At 71.9% G+C, this 21,571-nt stretch carries 18 protein-coding genes; 9 read left to right on the top strand and 9 right to left on the bottom strand.

Annotated elements, in window-relative coordinates; translation table 11 throughout:
- Position 1 precedes the first annotated feature (1 nt).
- Both AB0K18_RS07625 and AB0K18_RS07620 read right to left on the bottom strand, forming a co-directional pair.
- Positions 2–760: an SDR family NAD(P)-dependent oxidoreductase gene (locus AB0K18_RS07625; RefSeq protein WP_364911288.1), complete on the bottom strand. Its 759-nt coding sequence runs from the start codon at positions 758–760 to the stop codon at positions 2–4.
- A gap of 148 nt (positions 761–908) precedes the next feature.
- A complete protein-coding gene (locus AB0K18_RS07620; RefSeq protein WP_364911285.1) occupies positions 909–2,693 on the bottom strand; it encodes an aldehyde ferredoxin oxidoreductase C-terminal domain-containing protein in 1,785 nt (594 codons plus the stop codon).
- 141 nt (positions 2,694–2,834) lie between these two features.
- Between AB0K18_RS07620 and AB0K18_RS07615 the strand changes: the two genes are divergently transcribed.
- Complete coding sequence (locus tag AB0K18_RS07615) at positions 2,835–4,118, top strand: cation:proton antiporter (RefSeq protein WP_364911283.1); 1,284 nt, start codon at positions 2,835–2,837, stop codon at positions 4,116–4,118.
- Between the two features lie 12 nt (positions 4,119–4,130).
- Here AB0K18_RS07615 and AB0K18_RS07610 read toward each other — a convergent pair whose 3' ends face one another.
- On the bottom strand, positions 4,131–6,209 hold the full coding sequence (locus AB0K18_RS07610; protein ID WP_364911280.1) for a protein kinase: 2,079 nt from the start codon (positions 6,207–6,209) through the stop codon (positions 4,131–4,133).
- Between the two features lie 178 nt (positions 6,210–6,387).
- Positions 6,388–7,077 carry an AMP-binding protein gene (locus tag AB0K18_RS07605; RefSeq protein WP_364911277.1) on the bottom strand — a complete coding sequence of 230 codons (690 nt, stop codon included), beginning with the start codon at positions 7,075–7,077 and terminating at the stop codon, positions 6,388–6,390.
- 432 nt (positions 7,078–7,509) lie between these two features.
- On the opposite strand from AB0K18_RS07605, the gene AB0K18_RS07600 reads away from it, so the two are divergent.
- Positions 7,510–8,430, top strand: coding sequence for a transglycosylase SLT domain-containing protein (locus AB0K18_RS07600; RefSeq protein WP_364911274.1), 921 nt, complete (start codon positions 7,510–7,512; stop codon positions 8,428–8,430).
- A gap of 82 nt (positions 8,431–8,512) precedes the next feature.
- On the opposite strand, the gene AB0K18_RS07595 is transcribed toward AB0K18_RS07600, so the two are convergent.
- Both AB0K18_RS07595 and AB0K18_RS07590 read right to left on the bottom strand, forming a co-directional pair.
- On the bottom strand, positions 8,513–10,267 hold the full coding sequence (locus AB0K18_RS07595; RefSeq protein ID WP_364911271.1) for a glycoside hydrolase family 15 protein: 1,755 nt from the start codon (positions 10,265–10,267) through the stop codon (positions 8,513–8,515).
- Between the two features lie 79 nt (positions 10,268–10,346).
- The gene (locus tag AB0K18_RS07590) at positions 10,347–10,949 is read right to left on the bottom strand and encodes a hypothetical protein (RefSeq protein ID WP_364911268.1); all 603 of its coding nucleotides are present in this window, start codon (positions 10,947–10,949) and stop codon (positions 10,347–10,349) included.
- Between the two features lie 63 nt (positions 10,950–11,012).
- Between AB0K18_RS07590 and AB0K18_RS07585 the strand changes: the two genes are divergently transcribed.
- Positions 11,013–12,446 carry a PLP-dependent aminotransferase family protein gene (locus tag AB0K18_RS07585; protein ID WP_364911265.1) on the top strand — a complete coding sequence of 478 codons (1,434 nt, stop codon included), beginning with the start codon at positions 11,013–11,015 and terminating at the stop codon, positions 12,444–12,446.
- 3 nt (positions 12,447–12,449) lie between these two features.
- Here the strand turns inward: AB0K18_RS07585 and AB0K18_RS07580 are convergent, their stop codons facing one another.
- Together AB0K18_RS07580 and AB0K18_RS07575 are read right to left on the bottom strand one after the other, a co-directional pair.
- Positions 12,450–13,058: a trimeric intracellular cation channel family protein gene (locus tag AB0K18_RS07580; protein ID WP_364911262.1), complete on the bottom strand. Its 609-nt coding sequence runs from the start codon at positions 13,056–13,058 to the stop codon at positions 12,450–12,452.
- 11 nt (positions 13,059–13,069) lie between these two features.
- Positions 13,070–14,551, bottom strand: a complete 1,482-nt coding sequence (locus tag AB0K18_RS07575; protein ID WP_364911260.1) for an oligopeptide:H+ symporter — start codon at positions 14,549–14,551, stop codon at positions 13,070–13,072.
- Between the two features lie 145 nt (positions 14,552–14,696).
- Here AB0K18_RS07575 and AB0K18_RS07570 point away from each other — a divergent pair, with 145 nt between their 5' ends.
- The 5 genes from AB0K18_RS07570 (at position 14,697) to AB0K18_RS07550 (ending at position 20,623) form a co-directional block, all read left to right on the top strand.
- Complete coding sequence (locus AB0K18_RS07570; RefSeq protein ID WP_364911257.1) at positions 14,697–16,532, top strand: AMP-dependent synthetase/ligase; 1,836 nt, start codon at positions 14,697–14,699, stop codon at positions 16,530–16,532.
- A gap of 70 nt (positions 16,533–16,602) precedes the next feature.
- Positions 16,603–17,919 carry a hypothetical protein gene (locus AB0K18_RS07565; RefSeq protein WP_364911255.1) on the top strand — a complete coding sequence of 439 codons (1,317 nt, stop codon included), beginning with the start codon at positions 16,603–16,605 and terminating at the stop codon, positions 17,917–17,919.
- 144 nt (positions 17,920–18,063) lie between these two features.
- A complete protein-coding gene (locus AB0K18_RS07560) occupies positions 18,064–18,567 on the top strand; it encodes a hypothetical protein (protein ID WP_364911252.1) in 504 nt (167 codons plus the stop codon).
- Between the two features lie 195 nt (positions 18,568–18,762).
- Complete coding sequence (gene moaA, locus AB0K18_RS07555) at positions 18,763–19,752, top strand: GTP 3',8-cyclase MoaA (RefSeq protein ID WP_364911249.1); 990 nt, start codon at positions 18,763–18,765, stop codon at positions 19,750–19,752.
- Positions 19,745–20,623 (top strand): NTP transferase domain-containing protein, encoded by an 879-nt coding sequence (locus AB0K18_RS07550; protein ID WP_364911247.1) that lies wholly within the window; start codon positions 19,745–19,747, stop codon positions 20,621–20,623. The genes moaA and AB0K18_RS07550 overlap by 8 nt, the downstream gene beginning before the upstream one ends.
- 305 nt (positions 20,624–20,928) lie before the next feature.
- Here the strand turns inward: AB0K18_RS07550 and AB0K18_RS07545 are convergent, their stop codons facing one another.
- Positions 20,929–21,243 carry a DUF3099 domain-containing protein gene (locus AB0K18_RS07545; RefSeq protein WP_364911244.1) on the bottom strand — a complete coding sequence of 105 codons (315 nt, stop codon included), beginning with the start codon at positions 21,241–21,243 and terminating at the stop codon, positions 20,929–20,931.
- Positions 21,244–21,341: 98 nt separating this feature from the next.
- Here AB0K18_RS07545 and AB0K18_RS07540 point away from each other — a divergent pair, with 98 nt between their 5' ends.
- Positions 21,342–21,554: a dodecin gene (locus tag AB0K18_RS07540; RefSeq protein WP_344873910.1), complete on the top strand. Its 213-nt coding sequence runs from the start codon at positions 21,342–21,344 to the stop codon at positions 21,552–21,554.
- The last annotated feature ends 17 nt before the right edge of the window (positions 21,555–21,571 follow it).

The following is a 21,571-nucleotide window of genomic DNA, read 5'->3' as shown; positions in this document are numbered from 1 at the left end:
GTCAGTTCATCTCCAGTCCGCCGTCGACGTTGAGCGCCTGGCCGGTCACGAACGACGCCAGGTCGCTGGCCAGGAACAACACCGCCGCCGCCACCTCCTCTGGCCGCCCCACCCGCTTGAGCGGCGAGCGCTCGCCGACCTCCTTCAGGTAGCCCTCCCCGGCCCCTGGGCCGAAGCGGCGGTCGCGGTCGCTGATGATCTCCTCCCACATCGGGGTGAGGAAGACGCCGGGGCAGACCGCGTTCACCCGTACGGGGGCGAGGGCCTCGGCCGCCGACCTGGTCAGCGACAGCAGCGCCGTCTTGCTCGCCGAGTAGTGGGCCGCGTTCGGCCGGCCCGATCGGGCGGCCACCGAGGCCAGCGTCACGATCGAGCCGGCGCCCTGCCCGGCCATCCGCCGCCCGGCCGCCTGCGTCAGCCAGAACGTGGCGTTGAGGTTGACGTCCACGATGCGCAGCCACTCGCCGGGGTCGATGTCGAGCAGCGGCGTGGTGCGCATGATGCCGGCGCAGTTCACCAGCACGTCGATCCGGTCGAACCCCTCCACCAGGGCCGTGGCCTGGGCGCGGTCGGTGAGGTCGGCCGGCCGCGCCGCCGCGCCCAGCTCCGCCGCCGCCGCGCTCAGGCGCGGGCTTTCGAGGTCGGAGAGCACGACGTCGGCTCCCGCGTCGGCCAGGGCACGGGCGCAGGCGAACCCGAGACCGCCCGCGCCGCCGGTGACGAGCGCGGTACGGCCGGTCAGGTCGATGGTGACAGGCATCCGTCTCCCTCTGCCGAGTCAAACGTTTGACCAGACCCTAACAAGGAGCCAGCAAACGGAACAAGGGGCAGTTCAATCGTTTTTATCGGGATATTTCCCCGATTGATCAGACATGTGAAACGAACCGCGCGGGCGGCAGGCGCAGCGGTCAGGAGGCGTCCGCCCAGCCCAGCTCCTCGTGGAAGGCCCGGCGTGCCCGTGCGAACGCCTCCCTGTCCAGCACCGCTCCCTCGTGGGGGCCGGTCGTGATCGGCTCGTCGTGCAGGCGGGCCGGCAGCTCCTCGCTCAGCAGGTCGGGGAAGTCGTCGGATGCCGCGGCCTCGCGCAGGGCGTAGGCGCGCATCCCGTCCAGGCGGGCCTGACCGGCGGCCAGCAGGTCGTCCAGCGTGAACGGCTCCCCGAGCACGGCCGTCACCAGCGTGGTCAGGCGGTCGATGGTGAGCGGGCGGGTCGGGGTGGAGGCGAAGACGCACAGGTTGAGCGCGTCCAGGCCGCTCCACAGGCGCAGCAGGCGGGCGCTGCGCCGGCCGCGCTCCTCGTTCAGCTCACCGGCCGGCGCGGGGGCGGCGCCGACCCTGGCGGCCTCGGGGAAGCTGTAGCCGAGCCCGGCGACCGGGTCGAAGTCGAGATCGTGCTCCAGGGCGTCGTAGCGGGGGCCGCCGGGCGCGAGGGCGTACCCGAGGCCGATGCCGGGCTGCGGGCGCGGATCGAAGCACGGCAGCTCGGCGCCCTTGGCCGTCATCGCGTACGTCCGCGCCTCGGACCCCAGCCGCCGCGCCGCCCTGGCCGACCCCTCCGCCAGCAGGTCGCCGAGGGGCCCCGACCGGCCGGCGACGTCCTCGATGAGCTCCGGCAGCGCCGCCGCGTCCCCGAACGCCGGCCCGCCAGGCAGCAGCCCGTGCCCCGCGCACTCCATCGCGAAGGCCAGCGTGCCGCCGAGCGAGACCTGGTCGAGGCCGAGGTCGTTGCAGCGGGCGTTGGCGGCGAGCACGGCGCCGAGGTCGTCGATGCCGAGATTCCACCCCAGCGACAGGAACGCCTCCTGCCCCAGCCCACCGGTCCGCCCGCCGTACACCTTGAGGCAGTCGTTAGGGCAGCCGGGACAGGCGCCGGTCGTGGCCACCGCCCGCCCGTCATAGTCCCCCTCGACCGGGACCCGCAGCCCAGGCGGCCCGGGCGCGGAGAAGTTGCGGACGGAGGCGTACCCGGGGGCGAGCGTGTTCCCGACCCACCCGGCGAACCCCGGCACCCCGGCCTGCAGCGCGGCGAGCGGATTGGTGGCGAGCGCCCCCCGGTAGTGGGCACCGAGCGCCGCGACGGTCCCAGGATCGGCCACCTCGGCCGGCGCACCCGACCCCACGCAGACGACGGCCTTCAGATTCTTGGCCCCGAACACCGCACCCAGCCCGTGACGCCCGGCGGCGAAGGCGTGGTCGGTGACGACACTGGCGTACCGGACGAGATTCTCACCCGCCGGCCCGATCGCGGCCACGTGCGCATCCTCGCCGTGCCGCTCCCGCAGCGCGTCGGTGGCGGCCGCCACCCCCAGCCCGCTCAGCTCACCGCACTCACGCACGCTCACCTCGCCGTCCTGGATCAGCAGGTACGACAACCGCTCGGCCCGCCCCGTCACCGCGAGAGCCCTGGCCCCGGCGGCCCGCATCCCGGCCGCGAACGGCCCCAGCGCGTGCGCCTCCCCCGCCACCCCGGTCAGCGGCGACTTGGCCAGGAACACCGCCTTGGCCAGCCCGGGCGCGTGCGTCCCACCGAGCATCCCGGCCGCGACGTACAGCAGCGCGCGCGGATCGTACGGATCAAGCCCAGGCGCCGTCCGCTCACTGAGCAACCGCAACCCGAGCACGGTCCCGCCGTAGTGCCCCTTCTCCGCCGTCCGATCTTCCCTTTCGACGTTCCCGCTGCTCAGATCCACCATGAACGGCACCGCACGGCCTCCCGAAATCGGATGCTGGAATCGGGCGGCACCACATCACATACCACCGCATCTCCGCAACCCCCGCCCAGGCCCACCCCACGTCCATCAGGAGGAAGAAGGGTGGGCAAGTGGTGATAAATAGTGATCTTCCGGGCAGTGACCGGGGTGATGTCCACCCTCGACCTCATGCTGGCGCTCGGCGGTGCCGCCGCGCTGCTGGCCGCCATCCTCCCCGACGTGCTGGCACGCCGCCCGGTGTCGCTGCCGCTGGTCTACCTGGTGGCGGGCGTACTGCTGTTCGCGCTGCCCATCGGGCTGCCCGAGCCCGACCCGATCACCCACCGAACGGCGCTTGAGCACATCACCGAGCTGTGCGTGGTCGTCTCCCTCATGGGCGCGGGCCTGGCCATCAACCGGCGGACCGGCCCGCGCGGCTGGTCCACGACCTGGCGGCTGCTCGGCCTGGCCATGCCGATCACCGTGGTCATGGTGGCCGCGGCCGCCGTCGCGCTGCCCGGCTGGCCGCTCGCGGCGGCGCTGCTGCTCGGGGCCGTGCTCGCGCCCACCGACCCGGTGCTCGCCTCCGACGTGAGCGTCGGCGAGCCCGTGGACGCCGAGAACGCCGACGACGAGGTCCGCTTCGCCCTCACCTCGGAGGCGGGGCTGAACGACGGGCTTGCCTTCCCCATCGTGTACGCGGCGATCGCCGTCGCCGTGTCGGCCGGCGCGGGCCGGCTGGGGGAGTGGGCGCTGGTCGACGTCCTCTACCGCACCGCCGCGGGACTGGTGGCGGGCCTGCTGATCGGGTACCTGCTCGGCCGGCTGTTCTTCCGCGGCGCGGCGGGCGGGCCGCCCCTGTCGGAGCGCCGCGACGGGTTCGTCGCCCTCGCGGCCACCTTCCTGGCGTACGGGGTGACGGAGCTCATCCACGGGTACGGCTTCATCGCCGTGTTCGTCACCGCCTGCGCCATCAGGAGCGCCGAGCACGGGCACGGCTACAACAACGTGCTGCACGGGTTCGTCGAGCAGCTCGAGCGGCTGTTCACCGCCTGGCTGCTGCTCCTGCTCGGCGGCTTCGTCGCCACCGGCGGCCTCGCGGCGCTCACCTGGCGCGGCGCCGCCGTCGGCCTGCTGCTCCTGCTGGTGATCCGCCCGCTGGCGGGCTGGCTGAGCCAGTGGGGCGGCCGCGCAGGGCCCCGGGAACGGCTGGCCATCTCGTTCTTCGGCATCCGGGGGATCGGGTCGCTGTTCTACCTGGCGTACGCGCTGGGCGAGGCGGACTTCGGCGTACCGGCGGAGGAACTGTGGGCGGTGACCGGCTTCACCGTCGTCGTCTCGGTGGTCCTGCACGGCATCACGGCCACGCCGATCATGCGCCACGTGGACGCCATCAGAGACGACCGCGCCGCCACCTCCGACCGGTGACCCCGCCCCTGCTCAGGACGGGCCCAAACTCCAGACGTGGAGAGCGCCCCGCTCGTCCGACCCGGCGACGACGGGCCGGCCGTCCAGCTCGGCGATCGCCACGTGGTGGATCGCCCTCTCGTCACGGAGACCGAGGACGCCGATGACCTCGCCGTCGTCCAGGTTCCAGACCCGGACGGTCACCTTGCCGCCGGGCGCGTGCGCCGCCACCGCGATCGGCGTGTCTCCCCACAGGCCCGCGGTCAGTGCCGTCACGCCCCGGTCGTCCGGGCTCCGGGAGCTGAAGGCCCACTTCTTCCTGCGTTCGCCGGTCGCCAGGTCGTACACGCGCAGGGTGGCGTCCAGATGCGTGGAGACCAGCACCGGCTCGCCCTTGAGCTCCCCGCACGCCACCAGCTCGATGCCGCCGACCTTCTCCGTCGTGAACGAGCGCAGCAGCGTGCCCGAGGACAGCCGCCACAAGCGCACCCGGTTGGCGCCGTCGCCCGTCACCATGATGTCCTCGCCGTCCACGCGGCTGAACGACAGGCCCCTGATGCCCTGGAAGTGGTCGGTGATGGCGGGGCCGATCTGCTTGCCCGTGGTGACGTCCCACAGGCGGACCACGCTGTGCAGGTCCCGTATCTGATCGTATTTCTCCGACACCGCCACCGCCCGGCCGCCCGTCACCGTGACGGCGCGAACCCCGTCCTTGACCCGGTGAGTGGCGAGCCGCCGCCCGGACAGGTCCCACAAGTTCAGTCGGCCGTTGGAATGCCCTGACATCGCGACCGTCCGGCCGTCCACGGTGCCCACCGCGACCGACGCCACCCGGTCGCCGCCGTCACCCAGCCGGGCGATCGGTTCGCCCGGCTCCCAGCCGAAGATGACCCCGTTCTCCGTGCCGCCCACCACCATGCTCCCCGCCGCGGCCAGCGCGGTCAGCTTCCCGGCGCCGCCGCGCGGCACCTCCACCGGCTCACCGAGTTCCGTTCCGAACGGCTCCACCGCCGCCGGAGTCGCGGACGGCGTCGGACTCGCGGACGGCGTCGGGGCCGCGGAGGTGCGGGCGTCCGGCGTTCCGCTGGCACGCCCCTCCGGCGCCGGACTCGGCGACAGCCCGCCGTCCGCCCGCCCCGCAGGCGTGTCGTCCGGCCGTAGCAGCAGGAACGCCGACCCGCCGAGCGCCGCCGCCACGACCCCGCCGATGAGCACCCGCCGGCCGACCTTGCCATCCCGCCCCTGCAGGTCCGCGGTGTCGAGCGCGGGCGGTGGCGGAGCGGCTTGGGTGTTGCCAGGGGATGGGGTGGTGGGGCGGATCAGGGCGGTGAGGAGGTCGCCGGGGGAGGGGCGGGCGGCGGGGTCTTTGGCCAGGCAGGAGGCGATCAGGTCGCGTAAGGACGTGGGCACCCCCGTCAGGTCGGGGTCGCCGGTCAGGATGCGGTTCATGATCACGGCCATCGCGTCGCCACCGAACGGCGGGCGGCCGGTGGCGGCGAAGACCATCGTGCCCGCCCAGCTGAACACGTCCGACGCGGGCCCCACCCGCTCCCCGCGGAACTGCTCGGGCGACATGTACGCCGGCGTCCCCACCGCGCCCGACGTCGCCGTGGTCGCGTCGAGTGCCCTGGCGATGCCGAAGTCGATGACGACCGGCCCGTCCGGCCCCATGAGGACGTTGCCCGGCTTGAAGTCCCGGTGCACGATCCCCGCCTGGTGGATGGCGGTCAGCGCGGTCAGGGTGGAGGTCGCCAGCCGGTGTAACGCCCCGCCGGTGCGCGGCCCCGAGGCGCGGACGACCGCGAGCAGCGTGTCGCCGGGGACGTACTCGCTGACGATGTACGGCCGATCGTCCAGCATCCCGACATCGAGCACCGCCGCCGTGCAGAACGCGGCGACCCGCCGCGCCGCCTCCACCTCGCGCAGGAACCCCCGCATGACGTCGCCGTCCTGGGCGAGGTGACTGTGCAGCAGTTTGATGGCGACCTCGCGGCCCGCGCCGTCGACGCCGCGATAGACGGTGCCCTGCCCGCCGGAGCCGAGCACGCCGACGAGCCGGTGGTCGCCGATGCGTACGGGATCGGCGGGGCGGAGCGGGCGCATGTCCGGCATCCCGCTCCTTTCACGGACCTATCGCTGTGATCCATACGATAAGCCCGCCCCCGCCGGTTCCACACGCATGCCTCGCCGCCCGCCACGCCCGCAGGACGGCCCGATACGCCGAGAGCCCCCGATCAGCGCCGGACCGAAGCCGCTCGCACTACCCAGGTCTCGCGATCGGCCGAGCCGTTCACAGCAGCATTCGCAGCGTCGTTGACGGGCCGGTGACGGGGCCGTTCAAGGGGCCGTTCTCAGCGTCGTTCAAGGGGCCGTTCACAGGGCCGTTCACAGGGCCGTTGATGGGGGAGCCGTCCGCCGCCGCACCCTCCCCGAACGCCGGCAGCTCCAGCACGGTGCCGTCGAAAGCGGGCAGCCGCTCCCGCAACCCGCCGGGAACGAGTATGGTCCTGGCCCCCGAATCACGCAGGACCACCTCGATCCTGGCCGCCGGATAATCCGGATCAAGCGGCAGATAGGCGGCGCCGGTCTTCATCGCGGCGAGCATCCCCGCCATGGTCCCGGCCGTCCGCCCCGCGACGATCGCGACCACCTCCCCGTCCTTGACCCCCCCGCCCGCCCCGACGGGGCCGCCCCCCGTGCCACCGTCCGCCGAACCACCACCGCCCGAACCAGCACCGCCCGAACCAGCACCGCCCGAACCAGCGGCACCGCTCGGACTTGTGCCACCGCCCGAACCAGCGGCATCGCCTTGGCCTGTGCCACCGCCTTGGCCGGCGGCATTGCCAGGGCCGGCCTCGATGAGGCGGGCGAGGCGGTCGGCGGCGGCGTTGAGCTCGCCGTACGAGACGGTGCCCTCGCCGTCCACCACCGCCGCCCGCTCCGGAGCCTTGGCCGCCCACTCCTCGAACAGCACCACCATCCCGGCCCTCCCGGGCCTTTCGGACAGCGGTGAGGCGGCGCCGTTCGCCCCGCCGTCGTTCCTGTGCCGGATCGGGGTCTCCCCCTGCGGCATTTCGCGCATCGCGCCATCCTTCGTACGGACAGGCATGGCGGCCTCAACGCTGAGACCGGACCGAACGCCCGCTACGAGAACCTCCGTGGGAACGCTCCCAACGACTTCCAGGGTAGGGAGACAGGCGCGCCGCGGTCCAGTGGAACAGCCACCTCCACCGCCCGGCAAGCGGAAAACGCCCCTGGCGGCCAGGCTGACCAGCGCGTTCGCCGGACAACGTTTTGGCAACATTACGGAGAGCAGTACCGCGAACAAGACCCATCACCGCCGATCTCTTGGGAGCGCTCCCACAACACAAGCGCCCACACCCGCCCCGGACACCGGGTAGGTTCCGGAGTCATGAAGGCACGCCGCCGGCCCCGCCGGGCACCCGCGCTCGTCACCGCCGCCGCGCTCCTGCTCACGGCGGCCTGCGGCGCCCCGGCCCGGAGCGCGGGCGGCGAGCCGTCCCCGGCCCCGTCTTCGGCCGTGGCCACCCCCACCACGCAGGAGCCAGAAGTCGACCGGCTCCCCGAACCGGGGAAGAAGCTCCCGAAGACCGCGGCGGACCTGGCCACCGCGATCAGCGAGACCACGGAGAAGCTCAACGAGGCCATCGACGGGTGGACGAAGAGCGGCGAGCCCGAGCTGCCCGAGGACGTCGAACTACTCGCCCTCTACCACCAGCGCCTCTACCGGTGGGCCGCCCGCCACCCTGAGGTCGCCTCCAAGGCCTTCGCCCGTCTGCCCAAGAAACTCAAGGAGCAGGCCGAGGACAACACCTCGGCGCTGCGCGAACTGCTCGCCCTGACCCGGCCGATCAAGCCGTCCGCGGTGTTCAAGACCCGCGACGCCCGCCCGGCCGGCGAGCTGCTCGGCTACTTCAAGAAGGCCGAGCGCCGCTTCGGGGTCGAGTGGGAGGTGCTGGCGGCGGTCATGTTCTCGGAGACGAAGTTCGGCCGGGTGCGGTCGGACAGCCACGCGGGGGCGCAGGGGCCGATGCAGTTCATGCCGGCCACCTGGAAGGCGTACGGGCTGGGCGGCGACGTGCAGGATCCGCGCGACGCCGTCATGGGCGCCGCCAACTACCTCAAGGCCACCGGCGCGCCGCGCGACTACCGCAGGGCCCTGCACGCCTACAACCCGTCGCAGGCGTACGTGAACGCGATCCTGCTGCACGCCCGCCAGATCAAGCGCGACCCGCGCGCCTACTACGCCTATTACGCCTGGCAGGTCTTCGTCCTCACGACGGAGGGCGAACGCCGCCTCACCGGTCCGTGAGCGAACGCCGCCTCACGGACCGGTGAGCGAAGGCCGCCGCACCGGCCCGTGAGCGAAGGCCGCCGCACCGGCCGGTGACGGATCAGGACAGCGCGCGGGCCGCGTGCACCAGGGGCACGTGGCTGAAGGCCTGCGGGAAGTTGCCGACCAGCCGCCCGTAGCGGGGGTCGTACTCTTCTGCGAGCAGCCCGACGTCGTTGCGCAGCGTCAGCAGCCGCTCGAACAGCTCCTTCGCCTCCTCCTTGCGCCCCTGCATGGCCATCACCTCGACCAGCCAGAAGCTGCACGCGAGGAACGCGCCCTCGCCGCCGGGCAGGCCGTCCACGTCGTTGTCGGCGGCCAGCGGGTAGCGCAGCACGAAGCCGTCGGCCATCAGCTCCTTCTCGATGGCCGCGACCGTGCCCGCCACCCTGGGGTCGTCGACGGGCAGGAAGCCCACCATGGGGATCATCAGCAGCGCGGCGTCGAGCTCGGACGAGCCGTACGACTGGGTGAAGGTGTTGCGCTCGGCGTCGAAGCCCTTGTCGCACACCTCGGCGTGGATGGCGTCGCGCAGCGTGCGCCACTTCTCGACCGGGCCGACGCGGTCGAACCGCTCGACGTACTTGACGGCCCGGTCGAGCGCCGCCCAGCACATGATCTTGGAGTGCACGAAGTGGCGGCGCGGGCCGCGCACCTCCCACAGGCCCTCGTCGGGCTCGTCCCAGTGGTCCTCCACGTAGTCGAGGAGCTGGCGCTGGATCGTCCAGGCCCGGTCGTCCGGCCACAGGCCGCGGGTGCGGGCGGTGAACAGGCAGTTCATCACCTCGCCGTACACATCGAGCTGGAGCTGCTTGACCGCCTCGTTGCCGATGCGGACGGGGCGGGAGCCCTCGTAGCCGTCGAGCCAGTCGAGCATCAGCTCGGGCAGGCGGCGCTCGCCGGCGACGCCGTACATGATCTGGAGGTCCTGGGGGCGGCCGGCGATGGCGCGCAGCAGCCAGCCGCGCCAGTCGGCGGCCTCTTCGAGGTAGCCGGAGCTGATGAGCGCGTCGAGCGTCAGCGTCGCGTCGCGCAGCCAGCAGAAGCGGTAGTCCCAGTTGCGCACGCCGCCGAGGTCCTCGGGCAGCGACGTGGTGGGCGCGGCGACGATGCCGCCGGTCGGCGCGTACGTCAGCCCCTTCAGCGTGATCAGCGACCGGACCACGGCCTCGCGGTACGGGCCCTCGTAGGTGCACTTCGCCACCCACTCGGCCCAGAACGCCTCGGTCTCGCCGAGCTGGTTCTCGCACTCGATCTGCGGCGGCATCGGCTCGTGGGAGGGGTGCCAGGTGAACACGAACGGCAGCCGTTCGCCCTCGTTGACGGTGAACGTGGCCCGGTGGGCGTAGTCGCCGCCCTTGAGCGGCACGGGGGAGTGCAGCCACACGGAGTCGGGGCCGCCGATGGCCTGGAGGTGGCCGTCGGTGCGGCGCACCCAGGGCACGATGCGGCCGTAGTCGAAGCGCACGCGCAGCTGGGTGGACATCTCGACGCTGCCGGAGACGCCCTCGACGATGCGGACGACGTCGGGGTTGCGGTCGCGCGGCGGCATGAAATCGATCACCCGGACGGTGCCCGTGGGGGTGTCCCACTCGCTCTCCAGGATGAGCGTGTCGGGGCGGTAGCGGCGCCGGGTGGCCGGTCTGCGCCCGGTCGGCCCGAGCCACCAGTGCCCGTTGCGCTCGCTGCCGAGCAGCGCCGCGAAGCACGAGGGCGAGTCGAACCTGGGCAGGCAGAGCCAGTCGATCGAACCGTCGCGCGCGACGAGCGCGGCGGACTGCATGTCTCCGATCAGGGCGTAATCCTCGATCCGCATGCCTAGACGGTACTCGGCGCGGGGTGATCCCGGGCCCGGGCCGATCACGTCGCGTCATGTCCGGCCCGGGCGCCCGGGATCACGTCAGGGGGAACCAGCGGGTGAACAGCTGGACCAGCGGGCCGATGGCCAGCGCGAACACCAGGGTGCCCAGGCCCACGGTGCCGCCGAGCAGCGCGCCTCCGGCCAGCATGGTGACCTCGATGATGAGCCGGGCGACGCGTACGGACAGCCCGAGGCGGACCAGGCCGGTCATGAGGCCGTCGCGGGGACCCGCGCCCATGCCGGCGCCGATGTAGAACAGGGTGGCGAAGGCCACGGTGGTGACGGCGAGACCCACGTAGACGATCTGGACGGCGAGGAGGTCGGGCGTGGGCAGCAGATAGAGTGCGGCGTCGGCGAACAGGCCGACGAACACCACGTTGCTGATCGTCCCCAGGCCGGGCTTCTGCTTCAGCGGGATCCACAGGAGCATGACCAGCGCGCCGGCCAGGATGATGACGGTGCCGATGGTCAGGCCGAGCTTCAGGGCGACGCCCTGGTGGAAGACGTCCCAAGGGCCGTTGCCGAGACCCGACTCGACCTGCAGGGCGAGGCCGAGGCCGTACATCGCGAGCCCGCCGTAGAGGCGGAGCAGGCGCACCGGGAAGGAGCGCGGCCGTGGGACGGTGGTTTCACTCATAGTGGCTCCACAGTGGCAGGCGCCCCCTTGCACATAACAGGGCCAATGGCGGAAAGTGGCCTTATGCGGCACCTGTCCGCCACGCAAGTGGCCCGCCTCACCGGTCTCGATCCCGGTGCCCGCCCCTACTACCGTGCGCTCGCCGACCGCGTACGCGCCCTCATCCTCGACGGCCAGATCCCCATCCGCGTCCGCATGCCCGCCGAGCGCCACCTGGCCGGGACGCTCAAGGTCAGCAGGACCACCGTCACCGCCGCGTACGACCTGCTGCGCGAGCGCGGCTACCTGGAGAGCCGGCAGGGCTCGGGCAGCTGGACCGCGCTGCCCGACCCGGCCACCACCGCCGACAACCCGTGGCTCAGCACCGACGGCGACGGCCTCGTGCAGCTGCACGCCGCCGCGCCGCCCGCCCCCTGCGCGCTCACCGAGGCCATGACGGAGGCGGTCGCCGACCTGCCCCGCTACGGCATGGGCAACGGCTACGACCCCATGGGACTGCCCGCGCTCAGGGAGCGCATCGCCGCCCGCTACACCGCGCGGGGCGTGGCCACCAGGCCCGAGCAGATCCTCGTCACCACCGGCTCCCAGCACGCGCTGCAGCTCGTCTTCGGCCTGCTGGCCGGGCCTGGCGACCCGGTGCTGGTGGAGTCGCCCACCTATCCGCACGCCATCGACACCGCCAGGCGGCGCGGGGCCCGCATCGTCCCGGTCGGCGTCTCGCACGAGGGCTGGGAGCAGGACCTGGTGGCGGGGGCGATGTGCCAGTCGGCGGCGCGGCTGGCGTACCTGATGCCGGACTTCCAGAACCCGACGGGCGCGCTCATGGAGGATCCCGTGCGCGCCGCGATCACCGGCGCCGCCCGCCGGGCCGGCACCACGCTGCTGGTGGACGAGACCTGGGCCGAGCTGGCGCTGGACGAGGTGCCGCACACCGCACCGATGGCCGCCTTCGACACCGACGGCCGGGTGATCAGCGTCGGGTCGGCGTCCAAGCTGTGGTGGGGCGGGCTGCGCATCGGCTGGGTGCGCGCGGGTGCCGCGCTGATCCGCCGGCTGGCCACCTTCCGCGCGTCGGTCGACCTGGCCAGCCCCGTGCTGGAGCAGCTCGTCGTGGCGCGGCTGTTCGACCGGCTGGAGGAGACGCGCGCCGAGCGCCGCCGCGCGCTGCGCACCTCCCGGGCGGCGCTGATCGCGGGGTTGCGCGAGCACCTGCCCGAGTGGACGTTCGAGCCGCCCAGGGGCGGTGGCACTCTCTGGGTACGCCTCGCGCAAGGCACCGGCTCGGCCGCGCTCGCCGAGGCCGCCGCCTACCACGGGCTGCGCCTGGCCCCTGGGCCGTGGTTCGGCCTGGACGGCACGCTGGAGAACTACCTGCGGCTGCCGTTCACCCAGCCGGCCCAGGTGCTGGAGGACGCCGTCGTCCGGCTGCGCGCCGCGCTCGACCACGGCCCGCTGGCCGCCCCCAGGCCGGGTGACTCGCTCATCGGGATGGTCTGAGGCTCACTCGCCGACGCCCCTGGCCAGCGGCGCCCGCCAGTTGCGCCGCATCGCGGCGATCCGCAGCCCGAACGCCAGCACCGCCGCCGCCAGCGTGGCCGGCCAGCCGTGCAGCCCGTACGACGCCAGCCCGGCCATCGCCGCGGAGCCCACCAGGGCCGGCACGGCGTAGAGCTGGCGGTCGTACAGCAGGGTCGGGATCTCCCCGGCCAGCACGTCGCGCAGCATGCCGCCGCCGACCGCCGAGGTGACGCCGAGCAGCGAGGCGTGCAGCGGGCTGAGGCCGTACTCCATGGCCTTGGCCGTGCCGACCGCGCAGAACAGCCCGAGCCCGGCCGCGTCCAGCACCAGGATGGCCGGCATCACCCTGGCGACGTGCGGATGCCAGAAGAAGACGATGACCGTGGCGGCCAGCGGCACCAGCACGTAGCCGAGGCTCTGGAAGGCGGCGGGACGGACGTTCAGGATGAGGTCGCGGACGAGGCCGCCGCCCAGCGCGGTGATCTCCGCCAGCACCGCCATGCCGACGACGTCGAGACGTTTGCGCACGCCCATGAGCGCGCCCGACAGCGCGATGACGAAGATTCCGGCCAGGTCGAGAAGTTCGGACACGTTGGGAATGTCTACCGCATGCCCGGATCGTGGTGCTCGGCCATCATCATCCGCAGCTTCTTCGTGAACATGAACAGCGCCGCCCCCGCCACGATCGCCATCGCCGCCAGCGCCAGGTAATAGGCCGGATCCGACAGCACCCTGCCGAGGCGCCCGGTCTGCCCGCCGACCGCATCGCCCACCGACGTCGCGATGAACCACACGCCCAGCATCTGCCCCTTGAACGCCTCGGGCGCCAGCTTCGTCGTCACCGACAGCCCGACCGGGCTCAGCGACAGCTCGCCGAACACCTGCACCAGGTAGACCAGCACCAGCCACCACACCGACACCCTGCCGGTGCCCGCCAGCGCGGCGGCCAGGGCCATCACCACGAAGCTCAGCCCCACCATGACCAGCGCGAACGCGAACTTCTGCGGCGTGCTCACCCGCGTGCCCAGCTTCAGCCACAGCGCCGCGAACACCGGCACGAAGATCATGATGAAGAGCGGGTTGAACGACTGCGTGGTGGCCGCCTGGATCGGCAGCCCGAACAGCGACAGGTCGGTGTGGTCGGCGGCGAAGAACAGCAGCTTGCTGGGCGCCAGGTCGTAGATCATCCAGAACACCGCGGCGGCCACGAACAGCCAGATGTAGGCCTTCATCCTGGTCCGCTCGTCCTCGGTCAGGTTGTGGCTGCCGAGGAGGATGTAGGCGAAGTAGACGATCGGCACGATCAGGATGAGCACGGTGATCACCACCGTGAGCCGGTCGACCGTCAGCGTTCCCGTCGCCGCCCACACGCCCAGCGCGACCGCGACGAGCGCCACGGCGGCGAGCGCGATGCCGGTGAAGCGGCGCCGCTCGCGCCGGGTCAGCCGCAGGCCGGGCCGCTCGCCGACGCCGCGCAGGCTCTTGCCGCCCCACACGTACTGCACCAGGCCCAGCGCCATGCCGACCGCCGCCGCGCCGAACCCGAGATGCCAGCGGTCGCCCGCGGCCAGCCAGCCCACGACGATCGGGGCGAAGAACGCGCCCAGGTTGATGCCGAGGTAGAACAGCGAGAAGCCGGAGTCCCTGCGCCCGTCGTCGCCCTCGGGATAGAGCCGGCCCACCATGACCGAGATGTTCGGCTTGAGCAGGCCGGTGCCCGTGATGATGAGCAGCAGGCCCAGCCAGACGAAGAACGGCGTCGTCACCGGGATCGCCATGCTGATGTGCCCCAGCATGATGACGAACCCGCCCCAGAACACCGATCTGCGCGCCCCCAGGATGCGGTCGGCGACCCAGCCGCCGGGCAGCGCCACCAGGTAGATGAGCGCGCCGTAGACGCCGACGACCGCCTGCGCCGTCTCCTGCGACAGCCCGAGCCCCTGGTGGGCGGGCGATGCGGCCATGAACGTGGCCAGGATCGCGCGCAGGCCGTACCAGGAGAAGCGCTCCCACATCTCGGTGCAGAACAGCGTGGCCAGCCCCCACGGATGCCCGAAGAACGTCCTGCCGCCACCGTTACTCACGCGCGCCCCCAGACACCATGCGCATTCTTTCGATCACTGTACGTGAACGACGCGGATCTTTCTCCGCAAGCTCTTGCCGGTACCCGCGTGCTGTGGTGCGATGCATGCCACTCGCATAAGTGATTACTGACAGGAGGCGGGTGCCATGGCCGAAGTCCTTGACGTCCGGGCCGAGATCCTGCGAGAGATCGCCGGCCGTACCGTCTGCGAGCAGCTCGCGAAGGCTGCCGAGCAGCATGACGACGCGCCCGCCTACTCGGACCCAGAGGGAGACGGCTGGCGCACGCTCACCTACGCCGCGGCCCGCACGCGGGTGCTGGAGATCGCCGCCGGCTTCGCCGCGCTCGGCCTGCGGCCGGGGGAGTCGGTGGCGCTCATGATGGTCAACCGCAGCGAGCACGTGCTGGCCGACCTCGGCGCCGTGCACGCCGGCGGGGTGGGCTGCACGATCTACTCGACGTTCGCGCCCGACCAGATCGCGTTCGTGGCCGGCGACGTCGGCGCCCGCTACGCCGTGCTCGGCGGCCCCGCCGAGCTGGCCCGCTGGGAGCCCGTGCTCGACCGACTCGACGGCCTGCGCACGATCATCATGCTGGACGGCGCCCCCGCCGGCGACCGCTTCATGGCCTGGGACGCCTTCCTCGACCTCGGCCGCGAACGCCTGGCCGCCGACCCCGGCGCGGTCGAGGCCCGCTGGCGTGCGGTCACCCCCGAGGACGTCGCCACCGTGCTCTACACATCGGGCACCACCGGCACTCCCAAGGGCGTGCCGCTCACCCACACCAACATCTTCTACGAGGTCGCGGCCACCGACCGGATGACCTCGCTGCCCGAGCGCGGCACCCAGATCTCCTACCTCACCTACGCCCACATCGCCGAGCGCATCCTCAGCCTCTACCTGCCGCTGGTGAAGGTCTCCCACGTGCACTTCTGCACCGACCTCGCCAACCTCGGCACCACACTCGGGCAGGTCAGGCCGATGATGTTCTTCGGCGTGCCGCGCGTGTGGGAGAAGATGACGGCCAGGCTGCAGGCCGTGCTCGCCACCCAGCCCGAGGAGCAGCAGGCCGCCGTACGCGCCGCCATGGCCGCCGGGGCCGCCTACGTCGAGGCCGGCCAGTACGGCCGCACGATGACGCCCGAGATCCAGGCCGCGTACGAGAAGGCCGACGCGTCCCTGCTGTCCGTCATCCGCGGCCTCATCGGCTTCGACCGCGCCGAGTGGACCGCCACCGGCGCCGCCCCCTTAGCCGACGAGGTACGCCACTTCTACGCCGGTCTCGGCCTCAAGGTCATCGACGTGTACGGCATGACCGAGACCACCGGCGCCTTCACCGGCAACAGCCCCGCCTGCTACCGCCTCGGCAGCGTCGGCATGGCCGAGCCGGGCGTCGAGGTCCGCATCGCCGAGGACGGTGAGATCCTCACCCGCAGCCCGCTCAACACCGCCGGCTACCTCAACAGGCCCGAGGACACCGCCGGGTTCATCGACGCCGACGGCTGGCTGCACACCGGCGACATCGGCGCCGTGGACGAGGACGGCTTCTACCGCGTCGTCGACCGCAAGAAAGAGCTGATCATCACCGCCGGCGGCGAGAACATCTCACCCGCCGAGATCGAGAACCACCTCAAGCAGCACCTCCTCATCGGCCAGGCGCTCGCCTACGGCGACCGCCGCCCGCACACCGTCGCCATCCTCACGCTCGACGCCGAGACCGCGCCAGGCTGGGCGCAGTCGCGCGGCATCACCTTCGGCTCGCTCGCCGAGCTGGCCGAGCACCCCGAGGTGCTCAAAGAGGTGGAGGAGGCGGTACGCGCGGCCAACGAGAAACTGGCCCGCGTGCAGCAGGTGAAGAAATGGGCGCTGCTCGGCGTGGAATGGACGGCCGAGACCGAGGAGCTCACCCCGAGCCTCAAACTGAAGAGGCGGATCATCCACTCGAAGTACGCCGACATCATCGAAGGGCTCTATTCAGCCTGATCCCGGCTTTGCCAATCGGGGCGTGTGTTGTGGCTGTGCCCATTACCGGCCGGTTCCTACCGTCTCGATCATGACCACAAGCCGAAGCCTTCTTCTCGTCTCGCTCGCGGCGGGGTCGCTCACGGTGCCCGCACCGGCTGCCTCTGCCGCGACCGAGCCCGCCATCCGTGCCATCACCGTACGACCCGCGCAACCGGTGGTCGGAGCGCACGGCTCCGTCCGGCTGGTGATCGACGTGATCGCCAGAGGGGTGCGGGGTAAGGACGGCGTCACCGTCAAGGTCGAACCCGGCGCCCCACCGGCCGGCGCCCCGCAGCCACGTCCCGCCACCCCACCCGTCACCGGACCCCAGAACCCGCCGCCTCCCGCCCAGACCGGCACCCCGGTCACACCCGGCGACACCCAGGCCCCGGACCAGGACGCACCCGAGGAGACGGTCCAGCGGCCGCCTCAGCAGGAGGCGCAGGAGGAGACCCAGGAAACGGCTGAGGGCACAACCCAGTCCGACGCCCAAAGCCCCGCACAGACCGACGCCCAGAGCCCCGCGCAGTCCGACGCGCAGTCCGGTACTAAAACCGGCGCTCAAACCGGCACTCAGTCCGGCACTCAGTCCGGCGCCCAGGCCAACGCCCAGGCCAACGCCCAGGCCAACGCCCAGGTCCCGGTGAAGGCTCCTCCCGCCCTCGCGCCCGGCCGGCAGCCCGCCCAGCAGCCCGCGATCACCCCGGCCCGCGCCGCCCAGACGCCGGTGACCGCGCAGGCCGGCGTGCAGCAGCCCGCCCAGCAGGCCGCGTCCCAGCAGCACGTCATGAACCCGCAGCCGGTCCAGGTCGGGGTGACGGCGCCCAAAGTCGGCGTCCAGCCCCAGGCCGGCGAGGTGTTCCCGCCCCGGCTGGTGTGGCGCCGCATCCCGGTGCCGCCCGCCCGGATGGCCGACGGCTGGGAGACGTGGCGATTCCTGCCGGACAAGCGCCTGAACCGCTACTACCCGGCCGGCACCTGGACGATCACCGCCACGGCCAGGGGCAAGGACGGGAAGACGGCCGTCCAGTACGCCTCGTTCGAGCTCAGGCGGGAGAGCAGGCTGTCGTCCGTACGGGCGGAGAAGTCGGCCCGCGGCGACGGCGTGCGCCTGCGCGGCTCGCTCACCAGGGTCGATCCGCGCGGCCTGACCGACTACGGCCCGTTCGCCAAGCAGCGCCTGGAGATCCTCTGGCGTCCCGACACCACCTCGGCCTGGGAGAAGGCGGGCCAGGCGACGACGGACGCGTCCGGCGCGTTCGTCCAGACGGTGCAGGGACATACCGGTGGTTATTGGCGCGTCCGCTACTCCGGAACTGGACATTACGCACCAGACAATTCAAAAGTGCACCAAATCGCACAGTAGCCCGTTCCGGTAATGGACGTGCGCAAACGCGTTGTTGCCGATTCGTGATCGGATTTACTGCAACTTTTCCTTCCCCATGCGCGTCTATTGGCGGTGATGTGCCCCGCTTCGGGGGCGTCTCGCAAACGGGGAAGGAATGTTGTCTTGAAGATGCGACGTCTAGCCGCCGGCCTGGCGGCTGCTGCCATGGGCGCGACGGTGGTGGCGACCTCCGCCGCCACGCCCGCGCTCGCGGACCCGGGCCTCGACCCGGATGTCGCGGGCGGCCACACCAGCCTCCAGCTCGACGTGAACCCCGAGCCCGCGTTCCGGGGCCGCCCCCTGCACATCGGGGGCAAGCTCTCGGTCCAGTGCGAGGAGGACTACATCAAGGGCTTCGTGTCGGTGATCCACTCCGACCGTTGCAAGAAGCAGGAGACCTGGCACCGCCTGGCCTGGAAGCGGGTCGTCATCCTCTTCCAGCCGGCCGGCAGCGGCCGCTGGGAGCACGTCGACACCGTGCGCACGCGCGGCAACGGCCACTTCGCGCTCAAGGTCCCGGCCCGTTCTTCGGGCACCTGGCGCGCGGTGTTCGAGGGCAGCAGGCACCTGGCTCCGTCCGAGGGCAAGGACTGGGTGAAGGTCATCGGCCGCCACCACCACCGCTAGTCACCTCTCGGCGAACGCCCGGCCGCACCGGCCGGGCGTTCGTCATTCCCGGACGAACCTCCGCGACCTTGGACGTGAGCTTGGAATCGATCTAGGGAACAATGTGTTATCGAGGCACGAACCAGGGGATTTCCGGCCCGGCGTACGGCCGACGTAGGCTGGCGATCCGGGCACACGAACAGGAGGTGACGCCCCGTGTTGCGAGACTCGTTCGGACGGGTGGCGACGGATCTGAGGGTGTCCCTCACCGACAAATGCAACCTGCGCTGCACATACTGCATGCCGCCCGAGGGCCTCGACTGGCTCCCGAAGCCCGAGCTCCTCACCGCCGACGAGATCGTCCGCCTGGTCACCATCGGTGTCGAACACCTCGGCATCACCGAGGTCCGCTACACCGGCGGCGAGCCCCTCCTGCGCCGCGAACTCGTCGACATCGTCGCCCGCACCACCGCGCTCAGCCCCCGCCCGCAGGTCTCGCTGACCAGCAACGGCATCGGCCTGGCCCGCCTGGCCGAGCCGCTGGCCGCCGCCGGGCTCGACCGGGTCAACGTCTCGCTCGACACCCTCGACCCCGGCACGTTCAAGCGGCTCGCCCACCGCGACCGCCACGCCGACGTCATCGCGGGACTGGCCGCCGCCGACGCCGCCGGGCTGCGCCCCGTCAAGATCAACGCCGTGCTGATGCGCGGCATCAACGACCACGAGGCGGTGCCGCTGCTGCGCTGGGCCCTCGACCAGGGCTACGAGCTGCGCTTCATCGAGCAGATGCCGCTCGACGCCCAGCACGGCTGGAGCCGCGCCGACATGGTGACCGCCGACGAGATCCTGCGGCTGCTGTCCGACGGGTTCGACCTCACCCCCGACGACCTCGAAGAGCGCGGCAGCGCTCCGGCCGAGCGGTTCCTCGTGGACGGCGGCCCCGACAGGGTCGGCGTGATCGGCTCGGTGACGCGGCCGTTCTGCGGCGCCTGCGACCGGGTCAGGCTCACCGCCGACGGCCAGGTGCGCAACTGCCTGTTCGCCACCGAGGAGTCCGACCTGAAGACCGCGATGCGCGCGGGGGCCTCCGACGACGAGCTGGCCGAGCGCTGGCTGGCCGCCGTGGCGCGCAAGCGCGCCGGCCACGGCATCGACGACCCCTCCTTCCTCCAGCCATCCCGCCCCATGTCCGCCATCGGTGGCTGACGACCCCGCCCCGTCGCTCCCTGGCAAGGGGCTCGGCAAGGGGCTCGGCGGGGCGTCCGGCGGGGCGTCCGGCGCGGGGTTCGACGCGGTGATCCTGGCCGGTGGGCGGGCCAGGCGGCTGGGCGGAGCGGACAAACCGGCGCTCACCGTGGGCGGCAGGCCGCTCGTCGAGCACGTCGTCGCGGCCGTCTCCGGCGCCGGCGCCATCGTCGTCGCGGGCCCTGAGCGGCGGCCCATGACCGGTGTGGTCTACGTCCGTGAGGAGCCGCCGGGGAGCGGGCCCGTGCCCGCGCTCGCCGCCGCGCTGCCGCACGTGACCTCCGGCTGGGTGGTGCTGCTGGCGGGCGACCTGCCGTTCATGGGGGCGGGCCACGTCGCCGCGCTCCTTCGGGCCGCCCGCGAGGCGGGCGGCGGCGCCGTGCTCCTGGACGACGGCGGGCGGGAGCAGTGGCTGGCCGGCGCGTGGCCGGCGGACGAGCTGAAGGCCGGGCTCGCCGCCTACGACGGCCGCTCACTCAGGGGCCTGCTCGCCCCCCTCGTACGCGTCCGGCTCACCTTGCCGGGGCGCCCCTGGTTCGACTGCGACACAATGGACGACCTGGAGGAGGCTCGCATGAACGTGCTGCACGAATGGACCATCCTGGCCTGCAAGGAGCTCGGCGTCGACCCGGCCCGCGTGGACCGCGACCAGATCCTCGACCTCACCAAGGAGGTCGCTCACGGGGTGGCGAGGCCCGCCGCGCCGCTCACGGCGTACCTGCTGGGGCTCGCCCAGGGCGCCGGCACGGCTCCTGAGGACGCTGTGGCCAGATTGGCCACATTGGCGAAGAACTGGAGCCGCGCTACCGAGGAGACTCTGACCGACGACTGACACTCGAACGAACTCTTGAAGTCAAGCTCGTCCCTTCCCTGAAGATTTCCTGTGAATAACGGGGAGGGGGCGAGTGTAAACGATTTCGGGAAAGCCGCCCTATCGAACTCGGGGCGATGGCGAGCGTTGATCCAACACTGGCCGGGAAAAGGGCGACGCCGGGTGGTTACGGGGGCAAACCACCCGGCGTCGCTTCATCGGCGTTCCGACGGGGGCCCGGAACGCCGGCACCAGCACTCCGACGGGGGACCGGAGCGCTTGGCTAAAGCGTACACCTACAACCCGTGGGATGCGTCAAGACTTAGTCACGACCCGATCTCGCGTCGATGCAGCGGTATCTCGGTTTGGTTAGCCTCCGGGGACTGAAAGGTAGGCGGCGGACCAGGGTTCCCCCTCTCATTGGCCCCGATTACCGCTATGTATGGCAAAAAGACCGCGCCGGCGATGAACAGCAGCCGGTACGGCCACGGCACCGGCACCACGACCGCCAGGATCAGGCAGATCGTGCGGATCCCCATCTTGATCAGGTAGCTGATCTCGCGCTTGTGTATGTCGGCCGACAGCGACGGCTGGGCGTCGGTGACCTGGTGGACTTCCGGTTTCCTGCGCCACCCCTTCATACCTTCCACGGTAGTCCCGCCATGCCGAGCTCACTACCGCGCCCCGGCGGGGAGCGGGGGTCATGCGACCATGGCCTTCTAGTAAGGAGGATGTGGAGATGACGGATCGCACGTACCGCGTGACCGAGATCGTCGGCACCTCGGGGGAGAGCGTCGACCAGGCCATCCGCAACGGCCTCAGGCGGGCCTCCGAGACACTGCGGCACCTCGACTGGTTCGAGGTGACGGAGATCAGAGGGCACCTCGACGCGGGGGAGGTCGCCCACTTCCAGGTCGGCATGAAGGTCGGCTTCCGCCTCGAAGACGCCTGAGCCCGCACGAGGCCGCG

Source organism: Nonomuraea sp. NPDC049421 (assembly GCF_040677005.1).
Classification (GTDB): domain Bacteria; phylum Actinomycetota; class Actinomycetes; order Streptosporangiales; family Streptosporangiaceae; genus Nonomuraea; species Nonomuraea salmonea.
Note: the sequence above shows the minus strand (reverse complement) of the source record. Positions and strands in the feature narration are given on the sequence as shown.

Bases quoted from the DNA above. Each gene is read 5' to 3' on its own strand.
- AB0K18_RS07625 (WP_364911288.1), bottom strand. From the start codon at position 760: ATGCCTGTCACCATCGACCTGACCGGCCGTACCGCGCTCGTCACCGGC.
- AB0K18_RS07620 (WP_364911285.1), bottom strand. From the start codon at position 2,693: ATGGTGGATCTGAGCAGCGGGAACGTCGAAAGGGAAGATCGGACGGCG.
- AB0K18_RS07610 (WP_364911280.1), bottom strand. From the start codon at position 6,209: ATGCCGGACATGCGCCCGCTCCGCCCCGCCGATCCCGTACGCATCGGC.
- AB0K18_RS07605 (WP_364911277.1), bottom strand. From the start codon at position 7,077: ATGGTGGTGCTGTTCGAGGAGTGGGCGGCCAAGGCTCCGGAGCGGGCG.
- AB0K18_RS07600 (WP_364911274.1), top strand. From the start codon at position 7,510: ATGAAGGCACGCCGCCGGCCCCGCCGGGCACCCGCGCTCGTCACCGCC.
- AB0K18_RS07595 (WP_364911271.1), bottom strand. From the start codon at position 10,267: ATGCGGATCGAGGATTACGCCCTGATCGGAGACATGCAGTCCGCCGCG.
- AB0K18_RS07590 (WP_364911268.1), bottom strand. From the start codon at position 10,949: ATGAGTGAAACCACCGTCCCACGGCCGCGCTCCTTCCCGGTGCGCCTG.
- AB0K18_RS07585 (WP_364911265.1), top strand. From the start codon at position 11,013: ATGCGGCACCTGTCCGCCACGCAAGTGGCCCGCCTCACCGGTCTCGAT.
- AB0K18_RS07570 (WP_364911257.1), top strand. From the start codon at position 14,697: ATGGCCGAAGTCCTTGACGTCCGGGCCGAGATCCTGCGAGAGATCGCC.
- AB0K18_RS07565 (WP_364911255.1), top strand. From the start codon at position 16,603: ATGACCACAAGCCGAAGCCTTCTTCTCGTCTCGCTCGCGGCGGGGTCG.
- AB0K18_RS07545 (WP_364911244.1), bottom strand. From the start codon at position 21,243: ATGAAGGGGTGGCGCAGGAAACCGGAAGTCCACCAGGTCACCGACGCC.
- AB0K18_RS07540 (WP_344873910.1), top strand. From the start codon at position 21,342: ATGACGGATCGCACGTACCGCGTGACCGAGATCGTCGGCACCTCGGGG.